The organism is Amycolatopsis sp. NPDC059027, assembly GCF_042739735.1.
Lineage (GTDB): Bacteria > Actinomycetota > Actinomycetes > Mycobacteriales > Pseudonocardiaceae > Amycolatopsis.
The window spans coordinates 1-15,414 of sequence record NZ_JBHYIK010000090.1; the positions used below are offsets into that span (position 1 = coordinate 1).

19 protein-coding genes are annotated in these 15,414 nt (G+C 67.8%); 15 read left to right on the forward strand and 4 right to left on the reverse strand.

Annotation, left to right across the window (positions count from 1 at the left end; all coding sequences use genetic code 11):
* The first annotated feature begins 376 nt into the window (after positions 1-376).
* The 12 genes from secY (at position 377) to ACFWY9_RS39510 (ending at position 8,450) form a co-directional block, all read left to right on the forward strand.
* Positions 377-1,684: a preprotein translocase subunit SecY gene (gene secY, locus ACFWY9_RS39455; protein ID WP_378330885.1), complete on the forward strand. Its 1,308-nt coding sequence runs from the start codon at positions 377-379 to the stop codon at positions 1,682-1,684.
* Positions 1,681-2,235, forward strand: coding sequence for an adenylate kinase (locus ACFWY9_RS39460; protein WP_378330858.1), 555 nt, complete (start codon positions 1,681-1,683; stop codon positions 2,233-2,235). Before secY ends, ACFWY9_RS39460 begins: the two co-directional genes overlap by 4 nt.
* A 44-nt stretch (positions 2,236-2,279) precedes the next feature.
* Positions 2,280-3,056, forward strand: coding sequence for a type I methionyl aminopeptidase (gene map, locus ACFWY9_RS39465; protein ID WP_378330859.1), 777 nt, complete (start codon positions 2,280-2,282; stop codon positions 3,054-3,056).
* A gap of 489 nt (positions 3,057-3,545) precedes the next feature.
* Positions 3,546-3,767: a translation initiation factor IF-1 gene (infA, locus tag ACFWY9_RS39470; RefSeq protein ID WP_005166804.1), complete on the forward strand. Its 222-nt coding sequence runs from the start codon at positions 3,546-3,548 to the stop codon at positions 3,765-3,767.
* Between the two features lie 37 nt (positions 3,768-3,804).
* Positions 3,805-3,918: a 50S ribosomal protein L36 gene (rpmJ, locus tag ACFWY9_RS39475; protein ID WP_004558882.1), complete on the forward strand. Its 114-nt coding sequence runs from the start codon at positions 3,805-3,807 to the stop codon at positions 3,916-3,918.
* A gap of 205 nt (positions 3,919-4,123) precedes the next feature.
* Entirely contained in the window at positions 4,124-4,504 is a 381-nt protein-coding gene (gene rpsM / locus ACFWY9_RS39480) for a 30S ribosomal protein S13 (protein ID WP_378330860.1), read from the forward strand.
* Positions 4,501-4,686: a hypothetical protein gene (locus ACFWY9_RS39485; RefSeq protein WP_345396707.1), complete on the forward strand. Its 186-nt coding sequence runs from the start codon at positions 4,501-4,503 to the stop codon at positions 4,684-4,686. The genes rpsM and ACFWY9_RS39485 overlap by 4 nt, the downstream gene beginning before the upstream one ends.
* Before the next feature lie 18 nt (positions 4,687-4,704).
* On the forward strand, positions 4,705-5,112 hold the full coding sequence (gene rpsK, locus ACFWY9_RS39490) for a 30S ribosomal protein S11 (protein WP_004558885.1): 408 nt from the start codon (positions 4,705-4,707) through the stop codon (positions 5,110-5,112).
* A 23-nt stretch (positions 5,113-5,135) separates the two neighbouring features.
* On the forward strand, positions 5,136-5,741 hold the full coding sequence (gene rpsD / locus ACFWY9_RS39495; protein WP_378330861.1) for a 30S ribosomal protein S4: 606 nt from the start codon (positions 5,136-5,138) through the stop codon (positions 5,739-5,741).
* Between the two features lie 130 nt (positions 5,742-5,871).
* Complete coding sequence (locus tag ACFWY9_RS39500) at positions 5,872-6,945, forward strand: DNA-directed RNA polymerase subunit alpha (protein ID WP_378330862.1); 1,074 nt, start codon at positions 5,872-5,874, stop codon at positions 6,943-6,945.
* 41 nt (positions 6,946-6,986) lie between these two features.
* Positions 6,987-7,541 carry a 50S ribosomal protein L17 gene (gene rplQ / locus ACFWY9_RS39505; protein ID WP_378341288.1) on the forward strand — a complete coding sequence of 185 codons (555 nt, stop codon included), beginning with the start codon at positions 6,987-6,989 and terminating at the stop codon, positions 7,539-7,541.
* Between the two features lie 66 nt (positions 7,542-7,607).
* The gene (locus ACFWY9_RS39510; protein WP_378341297.1) at positions 7,608-8,450 is read left to right on the forward strand and encodes a tRNA pseudouridine synthase A; all 843 of its coding nucleotides are present in this window, start codon (positions 7,608-7,610) and stop codon (positions 8,448-8,450) included.
* A gap of 15 nt (positions 8,451-8,465) precedes the next feature.
* On the opposite strand, the gene ACFWY9_RS39515 is transcribed toward ACFWY9_RS39510, so the two are convergent.
* From ACFWY9_RS39515 to ACFWY9_RS39530, 4 genes are all read right to left on the reverse strand, one after another.
* Entirely contained in the window at positions 8,466-9,377 is a 912-nt protein-coding gene (locus tag ACFWY9_RS39515) for an endonuclease domain-containing protein (protein WP_378330864.1), read from the reverse strand.
* 294 nt (positions 9,378-9,671) lie between these two features.
* Positions 9,672-10,394, reverse strand: a complete 723-nt coding sequence (locus ACFWY9_RS39520; protein ID WP_378330865.1) for a hypothetical protein — start codon at positions 10,392-10,394, stop codon at positions 9,672-9,674.
* Positions 10,391-11,626: a type VII secretion protein EccE gene (gene eccE / locus ACFWY9_RS39525; protein ID WP_378330866.1), complete on the reverse strand. Its 1,236-nt coding sequence runs from the start codon at positions 11,624-11,626 to the stop codon at positions 10,391-10,393. Before eccE ends, ACFWY9_RS39520 begins: the two co-directional genes overlap by 4 nt.
* Positions 11,590-11,844, reverse strand: coding sequence for a hypothetical protein (locus tag ACFWY9_RS39530; protein ID WP_378341289.1), 255 nt, complete (start codon positions 11,842-11,844; stop codon positions 11,590-11,592). The genes eccE and ACFWY9_RS39530 overlap by 37 nt, the downstream gene beginning before the upstream one ends.
* Before the next feature lie 322 nt (positions 11,845-12,166).
* Between ACFWY9_RS39530 and eccB the strand changes: the two genes are divergently transcribed.
* From eccB to ACFWY9_RS39545, 3 genes are all read left to right on the forward strand, one after another.
* Positions 12,167-13,765: a type VII secretion protein EccB gene (gene eccB / locus ACFWY9_RS39535; RefSeq protein ID WP_378330868.1), complete on the forward strand. Its 1,599-nt coding sequence runs from the start codon at positions 12,167-12,169 to the stop codon at positions 13,763-13,765.
* Between the two features lie 67 nt (positions 13,766-13,832).
* On the forward strand, positions 13,833-14,147 hold the full coding sequence (locus ACFWY9_RS39540) for a hypothetical protein (RefSeq protein ID WP_378330869.1): 315 nt from the start codon (positions 13,833-13,835) through the stop codon (positions 14,145-14,147).
* 5 nt (positions 14,148-14,152) lie between these two features.
* Entirely contained in the window at positions 14,153-15,271 is a 1,119-nt protein-coding gene (locus ACFWY9_RS39545) for a WXG100 family type VII secretion target (RefSeq protein WP_378341290.1), read from the forward strand.
* Positions 15,272-15,414 lie beyond the last annotated feature (143 nt).

A 15,414-nucleotide genomic window follows, 5' to 3' on the forward strand; every position in this document is an offset into this window, starting at 1 on the left:
CGTCGGCGTCTCGATCACCGTTCTCTCACCAGAGCCGCCACTGCACCCCATCCTGGGCCCCTGCGCCCGGGAAGCGCAGTTAGCCCGCTAAACGCACTCGGCGGGCCCGGAGCCGCCCATCGCAGTGGAGTCGTATGTCAAGGAATCCGGCCGAGCGGCCGTTGTGGATCATCCCGGCGGAGCAACCTGCGGCGAATAACGCACACACACTGCGGACACGCCCTGTGAAGCTGTTAGAGTCGGCGGCACGCTTCGGGACGAGTGTGCCCCGAAGCGTTCCTGGCTTGCCTGCCAGTGAGCTGTGTTCCCGCCGGTCACCGTGCCGGCCAAGCCGATCGTCGGTACGACAGCCGACGACGCCGAGGAGGTCCCCCGCGTGCTCAGCGCCTTCCGCTCGGCTCTCGCGACGCCGGATCTACGCAAGAAGATCCTGTTCACGCTAGCCATTGTCGCGGTCTACCGAATCGGTGCGGCCATTCCGGCCCCCGGGATCTCGTTCTCCGCCGTTCAGGCGTGCTCGTCCCAGGCTCAGCAAGAAGGCGTCTACCAGCTGCTGAACCTGTTCAGCGGCGGTGCGCTGCTGCAGTTGTCGCTCTTCTCGACCGGCATCATGCCGTACATCACGGCGAGCATCATCATCCAGCTGCTCACCGTGGTCATCCCGCGGTTCGAGGAGCTGAAGAAGGAAGGCCAGTCCGGCCAGGGCAAGCTGACCCAGTACACCCGGTACCTGACGATCGCGCTGGCGATCCTGCAGGCCACCGGCGTGGTCGCGCTCGCGGACCGCAAGCAGCTCTTCCCGGACTGCCCGAACCCGATCATCCCGGATAACAGCATCTACGCGCTGACGCTGATCGTGGTCACGATGACCGCCGGTACCGCGGTGATGATGTGGCTGGGCGAGCTGATCACCGAGCGCGGCGTCGGCAACGGCATGTCGGTCCTGATCTTCCTGAACATCGCGGCCCGCATCCCGGTCGAGGGCGGCAACATCCTGAGCAACGGCGGTGGCGTCGCGCTCGCGATGATCTGCGTGTTCGGCCTGGTGATCATCGCCAGCGTCATCTTCGTCGAGCAGGGACAGCGCCGGATCCCGGTGCAGTACGCCAAGCGCATGATCGGCCGCCGGATGTACGGCGGCACCTCGACCTACCTGCCGATCAAGGTTAACCAGGCCGGTGTCATCCCGGTCATCTTCGCTTCGTCGCTGCTGTATCTGCCGGATCTGATCAGCCGCCTGGTGGGCAACCAGAACAGCAACTCCGGGTGGCAGGTCTTCATCCAGAACTACATCGTCAACCAGGGCAACTGGGTGCACATCCTGTTGTACTTCGCGTTGATCATCTTCTTCACGTACTTCTACATCACGATCACGTTCAACGTGGACGAGCGTGCTGAGGAGATGAAGAAGTTCGGTGGCTTCATCCCGGGCATCCGGCCCGGGCGGCCGACCGCGGAGTACCTGAGCTACGTCCTCGGCAGGATCACCCTGCCGGGCTCGCTCTACCTGGGCATCATCGCGATTCTTCCGAACTTCTTCCTGTCGGTGACCGGATCGGGGAACAACCAGAACTTCCCGTTCGGTGGCACGGCTGTGCTGATCATGGTCGGTGTCGGTCTCGACACCGTCAAGCAGATCGAAAGCCAGCTGATGCAGCGCAACTACGAAGGGTTCTTGAAGTGACGCGCCTGGTTCTCGTCGGCCCGCCCGGTGCGGGCAAAGGTACACAGGCAGTTGCCCTGTCCGAGCAGTTGCGCATTCCGCACATCTCGACGGGTGATCTGTTCCGCGCCCACGTCGGCCAGGGCACCCCGCTGGGGCAGGAAGCTTCGCGCTACCTGGACTCGGGTGAACTCGTCCCCGACTCGGTGACGAACGAGATGGTGCGCGAGCGGCTGGCCGAGCCCGACGCCAAGGTCGGCTTCCTGCTTGACGGCTTTCCCCGGAACACCAAGCAGGCCGAGGTGCTCGGGGAGATCCTGAGCGACGCGGACACCGATCTCGACGCGGTCATCCAGCTCGAGGTCCCAGAGGACGTCGTGGTCAAGCGCCTGATGTCGCGGGGCCGCACCGACGACACCGAGGACGTCATCCGCCGTCGCCAGCAGATCTACGTCTCGGAGACCGCGCCGCTGCTGGAGTACTACGCCGGCATCCTGGTCAAGGTCGACGGGGTCGGCGAGGTCGAGGAGATCTCGGCCCGGGTGCTGAAAGCGCTGCGCGACCGCACGTGAATCTCGGAGGATTGCGTGTTCTGCAAGTACTTCGTCGTGGGCGCATGATCGAGGTCAAGACCCCGGACGAACTCCAGGCGATGCGCGCGGCGGGTCTCGTCGTCGCGCGCACGCTGGCGGCGGTCCGCGGGGCCGCTGTCCCGGGTGTGAGCACGGCGGAGCTCGACGAGCTGGCCGAGCAGACGATCCGAGACGCCGGTGCGGTGCCTTCGTTCAAGGGTTACCACGGCTTCCCAGCGTCGATCTGCGCTTCGGTGAACGAGCAGATCGTGCACGGCATCCCGTCGAAGACGCAGGTGCTCGCGGACGGCGACATCATTTCCGTGGACTGCGGTGCCATCCTCGACGGCTGGCACGGTGACTCCGCCGTCACGATCGAGATCGGCGATGTCGACGAGTCCTATCGCGCCCTTTCTGCGGCGACGAAAGCCGCGATGTGGGCCGGGATCGGTGCGGTCAGCGCCGGTGGGCGGCTGACCGACATCTCGTTCGCCGTGCAGTCCGCAGCTGAGAAGGCCGGCCGGGACGGCGGCGTCGAGTACGGGATGATCCTCGAGTACGGCGGGCACGGTATCGGGCGCCAGATGCACATGGAGCCGTTCCTGCCCAATGTGGGCAAACCGGGCAAGGGGCCTCGGTTGAAGCCGGGCATGGCGCTCGCGATCGAGCCGATGCTGACCAGCGGCGGCGGGGAGACCCGCGAACTGGACGACGGCTGGACCGTCGTCACCGCCGACGGCTCGCGCGCCGCACACTGGGAGCACACCGTCGCCATCACCGAAGACGGTCCCTGGGTCCTCACTGCCCCCGAAGACTCCTGACCCATCCCCTCCGCGACCGCGTTTAGCCCGCTAAACGCACCTTCGCGCCCTGCTCCGAGCGCATTTAGCGGGCTAAACGCACTCGCGTTCGTCAGTGGGTCGCCCCGGTCGCCGCCCTCTCCACCGTCGGAGGTGACGGGCACTGGTGCCCGGCGAGCGCAGTTAGCCCGCTAAACGCGCTCGGGTTCAGCGGAGGCGCTTGGCCTTCGGAGCGCTGCGGTACGTGGGTGACGCCGCAACTGCGTTTAGCCCGCTAAACGCAGTTGCCGGCGGCCGAGACGGAACGGGCCCGTAGCACGGTTACCCCCAGTTTGGGGGTCGCGACACGGGTTGCGTACACTGTCAAGTCGGCGTACTCATCGCGCCCGGTTCCAGCGCGCTCGTGAATCTCGCGAACATTGGAGTCGGGGAGGAGTGTGCCGACGCACCACCCAGCCAAGCACTCAAGCTCAGCGATCACACAGCGTAGCGACAGGAAATGCGGAGGACATGGGCAAGAAAGACGGGGCCATCGAGGTCGAAGGCCGCGTAGTCGAGCCGCTCCCCAACGCGATGTTCCGCGTCGAGTTGGAGAACGGCCACAAGGTCCTTGCACACATCAGCGGCAAGATGCGGCAGCACTACATCCGCATCCTGCCCGAGGACAGGGTTGTCGTGGAGCTCTCGCCCTACGACCTATCTCGTGGTCGCATCGTCTACCGCTACAAGTGATCACTGAGAGTAGAGCACAAGCAGGAGAGCAGGAGACGTGAAGGTCCAGCCGAGCGTCAAGAAGATCTGCGACAAGTGCAAGGTGATCCGCCGTCACGGCCGGATCATGGTGATCTGCGAGAACCTGCGGCACAAGCAGCGGCAGGGCTGATCACCCGCACTCGACCAGAGTGGATTGACAGCTACACAACCTCCCCGCACCTGCCGGGCCGCGCGAGCGGTCCGGTTCACCCCCGGACTTCAGGCCGGGGCCGGGACACCCGAAGCGCGAGCAGAGGGCAAGACAGGCGAGTCGGTCCCGGGACCGGACGGGGAGCAGACCTGAAGAAGAAACCTATGAAGGAGCATCAACGCCAATGGCACGACTCGCTGGCGTAGACCTCCCCCGCGAGAAGCGGTTGGAGATCGCGCTGACCTACATCTACGGCATCGGCCGTACCCGCTCGAAGCAGCTCATCGCGGCTGCCGAGCTCAACGCGGACACCCGCGTCAAGGACCTCTCCGATGACGACCTCGCCAAGCTGCGTACGTACATCGAAGAGAACTACAAGGTCGAGGGTGACCTTCGCCGCGAGGTGAACGCCGACATCCGTCGGAAGATCGAGATCGGGTGCTACGAGGGCCTTCGGTGGCGTCGCGGACTTCCTGTCCGTGGTCAGCGCACGAAGACCAACGCCCGTACCCGCAAGGGTCCGAAGAAGACGGTCGCCGGCAAGAAGAAGGCTGGCAAGAAGTGAGCGTCCAGGGCAAGAAGGTCGTGCGGATGGGCGGCGCCCAGCGTCGCGGCACGGCTTGTGTCTCGCCCAAGGCGCTCTACGCCCGCCCGATGGCGCTGCGCAACCTGTACACCGACGCCGGGTCCGTCATCCGGCGCGGACAGCGTGAAGCAGCAGCCGCTCACCAAGAGAACGCGCGCTAACAGGAGATCCCTCAGAACATGCCACCGAAGTCTCGTACTGCGGCGGGGGCCAAGAAGGTCCGCCGCAAGGAAAAGAAGAACGTCGCGCACGGTCACGCGCACATCAAGAGCACCTTCAACAACACGATCGTCTCGATCACGGACCCGACCGGTGCCGTGATCGCGTGGGCGTCCAGTGGTCACGTGGGCTTCAAGGGCTCGCGCAAGTCCACCCCGTTCGCCGCGCAGATGGCCGCCGAGAACGCTGCCCGCAAGGCCGCCGAGCACGGCATGAAGAAGGTCGACGTGTTCGTGAAGGGCCCGGGTTCGGGCCGCGAGACGGCGATCCGCTCGCTGCAGGCGGCCGGCCTCGAGGTCGGCACCATCCAGGACGTGACCCCGCAGCCTCACAACGGCTGCCGCCCGCCCAAGCGGCGCCGGGTCTGAGGAACGGGGAGGAGTAAGAAGAAATGGCTCGTTACACCGGCCCCGCGACGCGTATTTCGCGTCGCCTCAAGGTTGACCTCATCGGCGGCGACCAGGCTTTCGAGCGTCGCCCCTACCCGCCCGGCCAGCACGGCCGCGGCCGGATCAAGGAGTCCGAGTTCCTTCTGCAGTCGCAGGAGAAGCAGAAGGCTCGCTACACCTACGGCGTGCTCGAGAAGCAGTTCGTCCGGTACTACAAGGAAGCCGTGCGGCGTCCCGGCAAGACCGGTGAGAACCTGCTGCAGATCCTCGAGTCCCGGCTGGACAACGTGATCTACCGCGCCGGCATCGCCCGCACCCGCCGTCAGGCGCGTCAGCTGGTGAGCCACGGCCACTTCCTGGTCAACGGCGTCAAGGTCAACGTGCCGAGCTTCCAGGTCAGCAAGTGGGACATCATCGACGTGCGGCCGAAGTCGCTGTCGATGCTGCCGTTCGTCGCGGCCAAGGAGTCTTTCGGCGAGCGCCCGATCCCGGCGTGGCTGCAGGTCGTCCAGTCGAGCCTCCGCGTGCTGGTCCACCAGCTCCCGGAGCGCGCGCAGATCGATGTTCCGGTTCAGGAACAGCTGATCGTCGAGCTCTACTCGAAGTGATCCTCCACCGGGCTTCGGGTCTTCCCGGGGCCCGGTGCGGGTCAGGGCGGCGGCGTCCAGGGTGCGCCGCCGCCGCGCCATCCCTTTCGGCGTCATATGGCGGGCGCCGTCTGGAAAGGAACAAGGAAGAATGCTGATTTCCCAGCGGCCGGCTCTCGGCGAAGAGACGGTCAACGAAACCCGCTCCCGGTTCACCATCGAGCCGCTGGAGCCCGGCTTCGGCTACACGCTCGGCAACTCGCTGCGGCGCACGCTGCTGTCGTCCATCCCGGGCGCGGCCGTGACGAGCATCCGCATCGACGGCGTGCTGCACGAGTTCACCACCGTCCCTGGGGTGAAGGAAGACGTCACCGACATCATCCTGAACCTCAAGGAGCTCGTGGTGTCCTCGGAAGAGGACGAGCCGGTCACCATGTACCTGCGCAAGCAGGGCCCTGGTGAGGTCACCGCCGCCGACATCGTGCCCCCGGCCGGCGTCACCGTGCACAACCCGGACCTGCACATCGCGTCGCTGAACGGCAAGGGCAAGCTCGAAATCGAGCTCGTCGTCGAGCGCGGCCGCGGTTACGTTCCGGCCCTGCAGAACAAGCAGGCCGGCGCCGAGATCGGCCGGATCCCGGTCGACTCGATCTACTCGCCGGTGCTGAAGGTGACGTACAAGGTCGAGGCGACCCGTGTCGAGCAGCGCACCGACTTCGACAAGCTGATCTTGGACGTGGAGACCAAGCCGTCGATCACGCCCCGGGACGCTGTCGCGTCCGCTGGCAAGACGCTGGTGGAGCTGTTCGGTCTCGCTCGCGAACTGAACGTCGACGCCGAGGGCATCGAGATCGGCCCGTCGCCGCAGGAGGCGGACACCATCGCCGCCTACGCGATGCCGATCGAGGACCTGGACCTCACAGTCCGGTCGTACAACTGCCTCAAGCGCGAAGGCATCCACACGGTCGGCGAACTGGTCTCGCGCAGCGAGGCCGACCTGCTCGACATCCGGAACTTCGGTGCGAAGTCGATCGACGAGGTCAAGCTCAAGCTCGTCGGCCTCGGCCTCGCGCTCAAGGACAGCCCGCCCGGGTTCGACCCGACCGCGGCCGCGGCCAGCTACGACGGTGAGGGCTGGTCCGAGGGTGTCGGCGGGATCACCAGCGGTATTTCGGACGACGGCCACGACGACGGCCAGGACTACGCAGAGACGGAGCAGCTGTAAGGCCGTCGGCCTGGACGCTGTGAGCTGAACTAGGAGAACCCATGCCCACCCCCACCAAGGGAGCCCGGCTCGGCGGGTCGTCCGCGCACGAGCGGCTGATCCTGGCCAACCTGGCCACGCAGCTGTTCGAGCACGGCAAGATCACGACGACCGAGGCGAAGGCCAAGCGCGTTCGCCCGCTGGCCGAGAAGCTGATCACCAAGGCGAAGCGGGGCGACCTGCACAACCGCCGTCAGGTGCAGCGCGTCGTCCGTGACAAGGACGTCCTGCACAAGCTGTTCGCCGAGATCGGTCCGCACTTCGCGGAGCGCGCGGGCGGCTACACCCGCATCACTAAGACGATGCCGCGCAAGGGCGACAACGCCCCCATGGCGGTCATCGAACTGGTCGCTGAGAAGACCGTGACGTCCGAGGCCGAGCGGGCTCGCAAGACGAAGTTCGCCAAGGACGAGAAGGCTGCCGCTCCGGCTGCCGAGGAGACCGCTGAGGTCGCCGACGCCGCCGAGTCGACCGAGACCGCCGCCGCTGAGGCCCCGGCGGCGGAGGCCGCTGAGGCTCCCGAGGCCGCTGCCGACGCGGACGCCAAGAAGGACTGAGTCCTGACGGCTGCACGTACACCGGACGAGCCCGCCACTCCCGCTGGGGAGGGCGGGCTCGTCCGTCTGCGTCTCGATGTCAGCTACGACGGGACCGATTTCTCCGGCTGGGCTCGCCAGCCGGGGCGCCGGACCGTCCAAGGTGTACTCGAAGACGCTCTCGCCAAACAGCCCCCCGGGTCCGCGGTCCCGAAATCCGTCGTCGTCGCCGGCCGCACCGACGCCGGTGTGCACGCGTCCGGCCAAGTCCTCCACGTCGACGTGGCGCCTTTAGCGGGCAAAACGCACTCGGGCCGGATCGCAGTGGACCAGTGGGGGATCCCTGACCTGGTCCGGATGTGTCATCGATGGAACAGGATCCTGCCGGGAGATGTCCGTGTGTTGGACGCTCGCGTGGCGCCGCCCGGCTTCGACGCTCGTTTTTCGGCTGTGCGAAGGCACTACCTCTATCGGGTGTCCGATGCCGCCTGGGGCGTGGATCCGTTGCGGCGCAAGGACACCCTCGCATGGGGACGTTCTTTGTCGATCGACGTGATGAACGAGGCGTCGGCTGAACTGCTCGGCCTGCTAGATTTCGCAGCCTTCTGCAAGCAGCGGGAGGGCGGCACGACGATTCGTGAATTGCAGCGATTCGAATGGCGCCGGACAGCGCCCCATGCGGTAGAGGCCGTCGTATCGGCCGACGCCTTCTGCCATTCGATGGTGCGAAGTCTGGTCGGTGCTGTACTTCTCACCGGTGATGGGCGGCGGTCCCCGGACTGGCCGTCAGGCGTACTCGCGAGCGGCGTCCGCGACAGCGCTGTGGCCCCCGCCCACGGCCTTACCCTGACCGCGGTCGACTACCCGCCAGATGCCGAATTGGCCGCCCGTGCCGAACAAACTCGCAACATTCGCACACCCCACCCCTGACCGGGCGCGGCGCGTTTAGCCCGCGAACTGCGCCCGCTGGGCGGCGCGGACGGAGTCGAGGATACTCGCGAAGTCGGTGGCCAACTGCTCGGCCGTCACGATCACGAATCGCCACCCTTCTTCGGCAATTCGCCGTCGGCGTTCGTAGTCGTGCTGCTGTTGTGATGGTTCTTCGTGCCAGCGGCCGTCGTACTCGATGGCGACTTTGCTCTCCTTGAGTGCCAGATCGAGCCTGCCAAGGAAGCGTCCCCGTCTCGAGTGCACGTTGTATTGGGGTTTCGCTGCGAATCCGCCAGCGGCAAGCACGATGCGCAACTCTGATTCCGGTAGCGACTCCGCACGCGGGTCTGAGAGCAGGAGAGCATGTCTGGCCAGACGGATGCCGCGGTTCCGACGCCTCATGAAGAGACGTTCCAGGTCCCGTCGTCTGACCAGCTTGGCCCGGAGGAACGCGTCCAGGTCCGGAACGCCGATGCGGAGACGTCGCACCCAGCTGCGTTTCCGTGGGGAAAGCCGGAGCAGCAGGTCGAGGGCTATCCGTGCGGGCCGGGCGATGCGGACTCCGTGCCAGGTACGCGTTTCAGCGTGAGGTACCTCGGTGCGGCGTATGTGAATCCCCACGATGGGACCGAATCGATGCTTCTCCGGTACCACGAACTCGACGGGATCGTAGGGCTTCGCCAGTTCCACGCCCAGCACTGTCGCGGCGGATCGTCCTGTTAGGACCGCTTCTTTGGGAGCCAACAACGCCGCGCCGCGGCAACGTAGCTCGTGCGTGACGGTGACATGTGCGGGCGCGTAGACGTCTTGGAACAGACGACGGACACCTGGGCCTCTGAGCTGGCCAGCCGTGATCAAGCCAGCCTTTCGCGCTTCGGACCCGCGGAAGACGTCGGGAAGATGGTCGGTGTTGAGGAGAATAGCCACGATGACACTGTGGCGCCCAAGACCGACAACCTTGCTCGATCGAGCGCCAAACACGTCAAGTTGTCCACAAGGCCCCTGTTATCCACAGCCACGCGATATCCCCCTTGACAACATCCACCCATTTCCAATCCGCCCATTCTCAATCCGCCCGTTCCCTCCAGCCGAGTGCGTTTAGCCCGCTAAACGCGCCCAGCCGCCCCGAGTGCAGTTAGCCCGCTAAACGCGCACGGGGTCGGCTGGGGAGCGACGCGGGTGGAGCGAGTGCGTTTAGCGGGCTAAACGCACTCGCCGGGGTCAGTCGCCGCGGCGGACGGGGCCGAGGAGTTGTTGTTCCTTGGTGGTGGTGACGAGGCGGAGGGGCCGCCACAGGTTGCGGCCCAGCGCGACCACCTGGTCGTCCTTCAACGTCGTGAGCTGACGCATCATCTGGGGCGGAAGCCGCCAGATCCGCGCAGCCAACTCGGCCTGACCCGCTGGAAGACGCTGCATCAACACCAGGTCGGCCGCGTTCGCGGTCGCTCCTGCCTGCGGGTGCAGGTACGGCAGCACGTACACTGTCGTCTGCCACGGTGACCGTGGCGGGAACAGGTCCTGCGGTGTCGGGCCGCCGTCGGTCACGACCAGCAGCGGCGCGTCCTCGGAGGGCCGCGGCAGTTCCACCGGCGACAGCCGCCGGATCTGCACGAGCGGCGACGGCCTGCCGTCACGCTGGTTGCCCGCGGCCTGCGGCAGCACCTGCCAGGCGGCCGGACGCCCGGTCGCCACGACCACCCACGCACCGACGGCCATCGCGCGCATCGCCACCTGACGCGCCAGATACAACCCGCCGACCAGCACGATCCGCGTCGGTGTCGAACGCAGCGCCGAAATCGTCAGCGGCTCGCCCTTGAGTCCGGAACCCAGGACGATCCCCCCACGGTCGCCCGACGGGCTGATCGCGTCGAGCATCGCTGGGTCCACAGTGAACTCCGGCGCCACACCGGCGCTCTGCCCGGAGTCGCGAAGGCGGGAACTCATGCCGTACCTCCGATCGGCAGCGTCGCGGCGAACGCGGAGACCTGAAGGCCGCGCAACGGCGTCAGTGTCACTCCGAGACGCTCCGAAATTCCCTGCAGCCGCTGGTCGGCGGTGTCGAGTTCCCGCGGGTTCCGCGCGCTCAACCGCACGACACCGCGCAGCCCGATCTTGCCCTCGTCGGCCGCCGGAGCGATCGACATGGCGACGGTCGCGGACAGCGCCCGAACACTGGTGAGTGCGTTGAGGCTCCCGGTGATCTTGCCCTTGGGCCAGCCGGTGATCGCGTAGCTCGCGTGCCCGATGCCCGCGGCGGTGACGCCGGTCCAGCGCTCCTGCAGCGTGACCTTCGCCGGGGCGCCCGCGACGGCGGTGAGTTCCGCGGCCGAAATGCTGGCGCGCAGCAGCTCGTCCGGATCCAGTGGACGGGTCGGGACACCCTGTGATTCCAGGGCGTTGCGCACACGGGACAACGCGCCGATGAGTGCGCGGTGGGCACCGACGACACCGCCGCCGCGTTCGCGGATCGCGGCCGGGCAACGCCGCGGGTCGAGCCGGATGGCCACCCACGTCGTGCGCCGGGCGGCGGCGGGCAGCGGCCCGAGCACCTCCATGTACGAGCTGAGCGCCGGCGAATCCGCGGGGAGCGCGGCGCTTCCCGGGTAGCAGTGCCAGATCATCTGGATCGAGTCGAGCACCACACCCCTGTCCTCGAGGCACGGCGCGAGCGCGGCCAGCGGAAGACTCGGCGCGCCACCGGCCTGGGTGATCAAGGCTGGGGCGGGCTCGACCAGCAGGACAGCCGTCCACGTGCCGTCGTTCCAGGCGAGGCCGACCTGCTGGCGTTCGTGGTCGACGCCGTGTGCCACCACGAGATCCGGCACCGCGATCCGCAGCAGGTTCACCCGCGCGTCGTCCGGCCCGGTGACCGTGGCCTCTTCCGCGGCGAGCGATTCGATACTGCTCGGCGGCAGCGGGGTCGCCACGCGATCGTGTGAACGGAACGTGTAGCGCGCGGTGAGCCCGACCCATTGGGTGAACCACCGGCCGCGCCAGCGCAGAAAGGCGATGACCAGCGCGACGGCCAGCACACCGATGCCGACGTACTTCAGCGACATGTTGATCGCCAGCAGTACGAGGCCGATCGCGAGGCCGAGCTCGAGCACCACCAGGTTCGCGACCGGAAGCGGGCCGAGGTTCACGCCAGCGGAACGTCGGCGCGCGGGTGCGGCCATCCGGACGGGTGCCGGGCCGGAAGGCTGCTGGGGCGGAGGACCGCCTTGCCCGCCGGGTCCACCAGGACCACCCGGCCCGCCAGGGCCACCGGGTCCGCCTGGCCCACCAGGCCCTCCGGGCCCACCTGGACCAGGGGCTCCGGGACGTCCGGGTGCTCCGCCGGGCACACCGGGTCGACGCGGCGTGCCCTGACCGCCCGGCACACCGCCAGGTCCACCCGGACCGCCCTGTCTTCCCGGCCGCGGCGGCGGCCCCGGGGGACGACCCGGCGGTGGTGACCCTGGAGGCGGGCCAGGCGGACGTGGAGGAGTGTTGACGGACATCCGCGCTTTCTCTTCCCCTCGTGCGTGTTGCGTACCCGGAAAGCCGGTCCCGAGGTGCCTGACCCTAGCTTGAGTTGGTAGAAACCCCACACCAGACGGTCCCCGTACGGCTATCCTGCGGAACCGTACCGCGACGGGGAGGACTGTAGGTCGAGAATGCCATCAACGCCCACGACTAAGTCTCAGGTTCAGGCTTATCAGTTCGTCCTCCGTCGGATGCAATCAGCGCTGGTCCGGCGGGACGCCGTGATGCTGCACGACCCGATGCGGACCCACACGCGGGCCACGATCGTGGGAGTCGTGCTCGGCGCGCTGGGCATGATCGTCTTCATCGTCTGGGGGCTGCTGAGCCCGCAGCCGTCGGTGCCCGAGGCGGGGAACATCGTCATCGGCCAGCAGTCCGGCACGGTGTACGTCGTCATGGGCAACCCGAAGAAACTGGTCCCGACCTTCAACCTCGCTTCGGCCCGGCTGCTGCTCATCGCGCAGCAGCAACAGCAGCAGAAGCAGTCGTCCGGTGGCCAGGCGAGCCCGGCGGCGGCAGGGCCGTCGGCTCCTCCGGGCGGCGCCGCGGCGAGCGTGAAGAACCCCACTGTCGTCTCCGATGAACAGCTGAAGGACATTCCGCGCGGCAAGCTCACCGGTATCCCGGACGGTCCGCAGCTGCTGCCGTCGGACTCGCAGCGGATCTCGGCGAACTGGGCCGTCTGCGACGAGGTCAAGCTGAACCCGCAGCTGCCGCAGCCGGACAGCATCAACCAGACCGACACCACCGTCTTTGCCGGGGTCAGCCAGCTCGGCACCGAACTCGGGGTCGACCAGGCACTGCTGGCGACCGCCGACAACGGCAAGAGCTACCTGATCTATCGGGTGCCGTCGAACCCGAACCGGCCCAACACCAACACCGTGCGCGCCGAGGTCGACCTGACCCCGGGGAACGCGGTCAGCGCCGCACTTCACCTGCCGCCGAAGGGGCGCAAGGTTTCGCAGGCGCTGCTCAACGCGATCCCCGAGGTCACCCGGCTGGCGCCGCCGACGGTCGCCGGCCAGAGCGGCCCGGCACCCGCCGACTTCGAAGGCCTGAGCGTCGGTGACGTCTTCTCCACCGCTCCCGCGGGCGCGCCCATGGAGTACTGGGCCATCGTCCAGAACGGCATCCAGAAGGTGTCCCCGGTCGTGGCCGACATCATGCGGACGGCGAAGAACGGCAGCTCCAGCAGGATGATGCAGCTCGGCCTGGACAAGACGCGCACCATCAAGCAGCTGCAGTCCGGCGACCCGGGGTATCTCGCCGTCGACGACTTCCCGGCCTCGGTACCGACCGTGCTCGACGCCACGAAGAACTCGCCGGTCGCCTGCCTGGGCTGGTCGCTTGTCGGTGAAGGTGCCAACCAGGACGCGCACACGTCTGTGTTCGTCGGGAACCAGCTGCCGGGGCCGAAGAACCCGAACGGCACCTCCACGGCGATCCGGATGACCACGCCGGGCCCCAACGGCCTGCCGATCACCGGCTTCTACATGCAGCCGGGTTTCGCGGCGGTGGTCCAGTCCGCGACGTCGAAGGCGACCTTCGGCAAGGGGGCCATCCAGCTGATCTCGGACCGGGGCATCCGGTACGGCGTCCCCGACGCCAAGATCGCGGACGCCATCGGGCTCAACAACCGGCTGCCCGCGCCGGAATCGATCATCGGCTTGCTGCCGCCGGGCGCGTCGCTGAACACGCAGGACGTGCTGAAGGAGTTCGACACCGTCCCGATCGATCCCAACGCGGGCGCGTATCCGACGGCGGCGCAGCCGCAGGCGGCGGGCAACTAGCCGCCGGAACCGGCGATCCCTGCGGGACGTCACACGCTCGAGTGCAGCCGGGCGAGCGGAGGATGCGATGGCCGGGGTGAAGATCGACGAAGCGGTCGTCGCGGAGTACGCCGGAAAGGTCGACGGTGCCGCCGGACGGCTGGATTCCGCTGTGAGCGAGGTCGGTGCGGGCGCCGTGTCGACGGAGGCGTTCGGCGGTCTCGGCGCCCAACTGGGGGTGGGGGAGTCCTACGGGCGCGCTGTCGAGGCCCTTCGGCGGCAGCTGGCCGACGGCGCGACGGCGCTGCACTCGGCGGCCGAGGCGTTGCATCGGGTGACGTCGCGGCACGCGGATCGGGACGCGGAATCCGCGGAGCTGATCAACCGGGCAGGGGAGCTCTGACCACGATGATGTCCGAGCGCGACGGCGCCACCGAATCCATCGCCCACCCCCTCGCTGCGGCCCTCACCGCCCCGCCGAGCGCGTTTAGCGGGCTAAACGCGCTCGGCGACGGGCCGGAGATCGAGGCGGCGGCGGGGCCGTACCTGGGGTACCTGTCGGAACTGGCCGACGAGCTGGGCCTGATCGACCCGGTGGAGGCGTACTTCCGGCCGTTGATCGGCCAGTGGGAGGTGCTCGGCGCAGAGTCCGAGGGGCTGCGCCGGGCGGCGAAAGCGGCAGGGGTCGTATCGGGCCAGCTCGCCGACGACCTCGGACGGCTCGACGCGGGGTGGTCCGGCGACGACGCGGATGCCTTCGTCGCCTACATGGGCGCGATCGGTGCCGCGGGCGCCGACGTCGGAGATGCGCTGAGTGCGCTGGCCGGCGCACTGGACGAACTCGTCTCGGCGGTTCGTCGCATCGTGGTCGACCTGGCCGAGGTCCTGGTCGACACCGCAGGGCTCGTCTCCGAATCGGCCATGTTGCCGGTCGGTGGCCTCACTCGGACGCGTGCTCAGATGCAAGAGACGCAGCAGACAGCGAAGGCTCTGTACGAGGCCGCGCGCGACGTCTTCGAGGCGTTCGGGAGGCTCTGCGATGGTGTCGACGACCCTGACGTGGCGTCGCGCAGCATCGAGATCGCGCATCGTTATCCACAGGAGCGGTTCAAACTTCACGACGTCGGCGCCGATCCCGGTCCGGCTGCGGATTCCCAGGCCGGTGGGGGTGCGGCGGAGGGTACGACGACGCCGTCGGCGGCGCGCGACTCAGCCGAGGGGCGGCACACCGGCGCGCGGGATCCCGAGATCGAGCAGGGGCAGTCGACCGGGGCCGGAGCGCTGCCGCTCGGTCCAGCGCCTGCCGCGCCGAGCGCGTCTCAGCAGTCCAGTAGCGGCATGGGGATGCCGATGATGCCTATGGGTTTCGGCGGTATGGGCATGGACGGTGGTGCGAAACAACGTCAGTCCAAGCACCGCGCGGCCCCGAAGGCTTCGGACGTGTTCGGCGAGCCCGCCCAGGTTGTCCCACCCGTGATCGGCGAAGACGAGGCCAAGCCCGCGCCGAAACCCCCACCCCGGAAGTGAACGGCCCGGCCCGCGAGTGCGTTTAGCCCGCTAAACGCACTCGGCCGGCCCGACGGGAAGTGGGGTTTGCGGGGGAAAAGGACGTGGGGGGGGGCGTGTGGTGTGGTGGTGGGGGGGGGCGGGTGGAGTTAGACCCCGAAAAG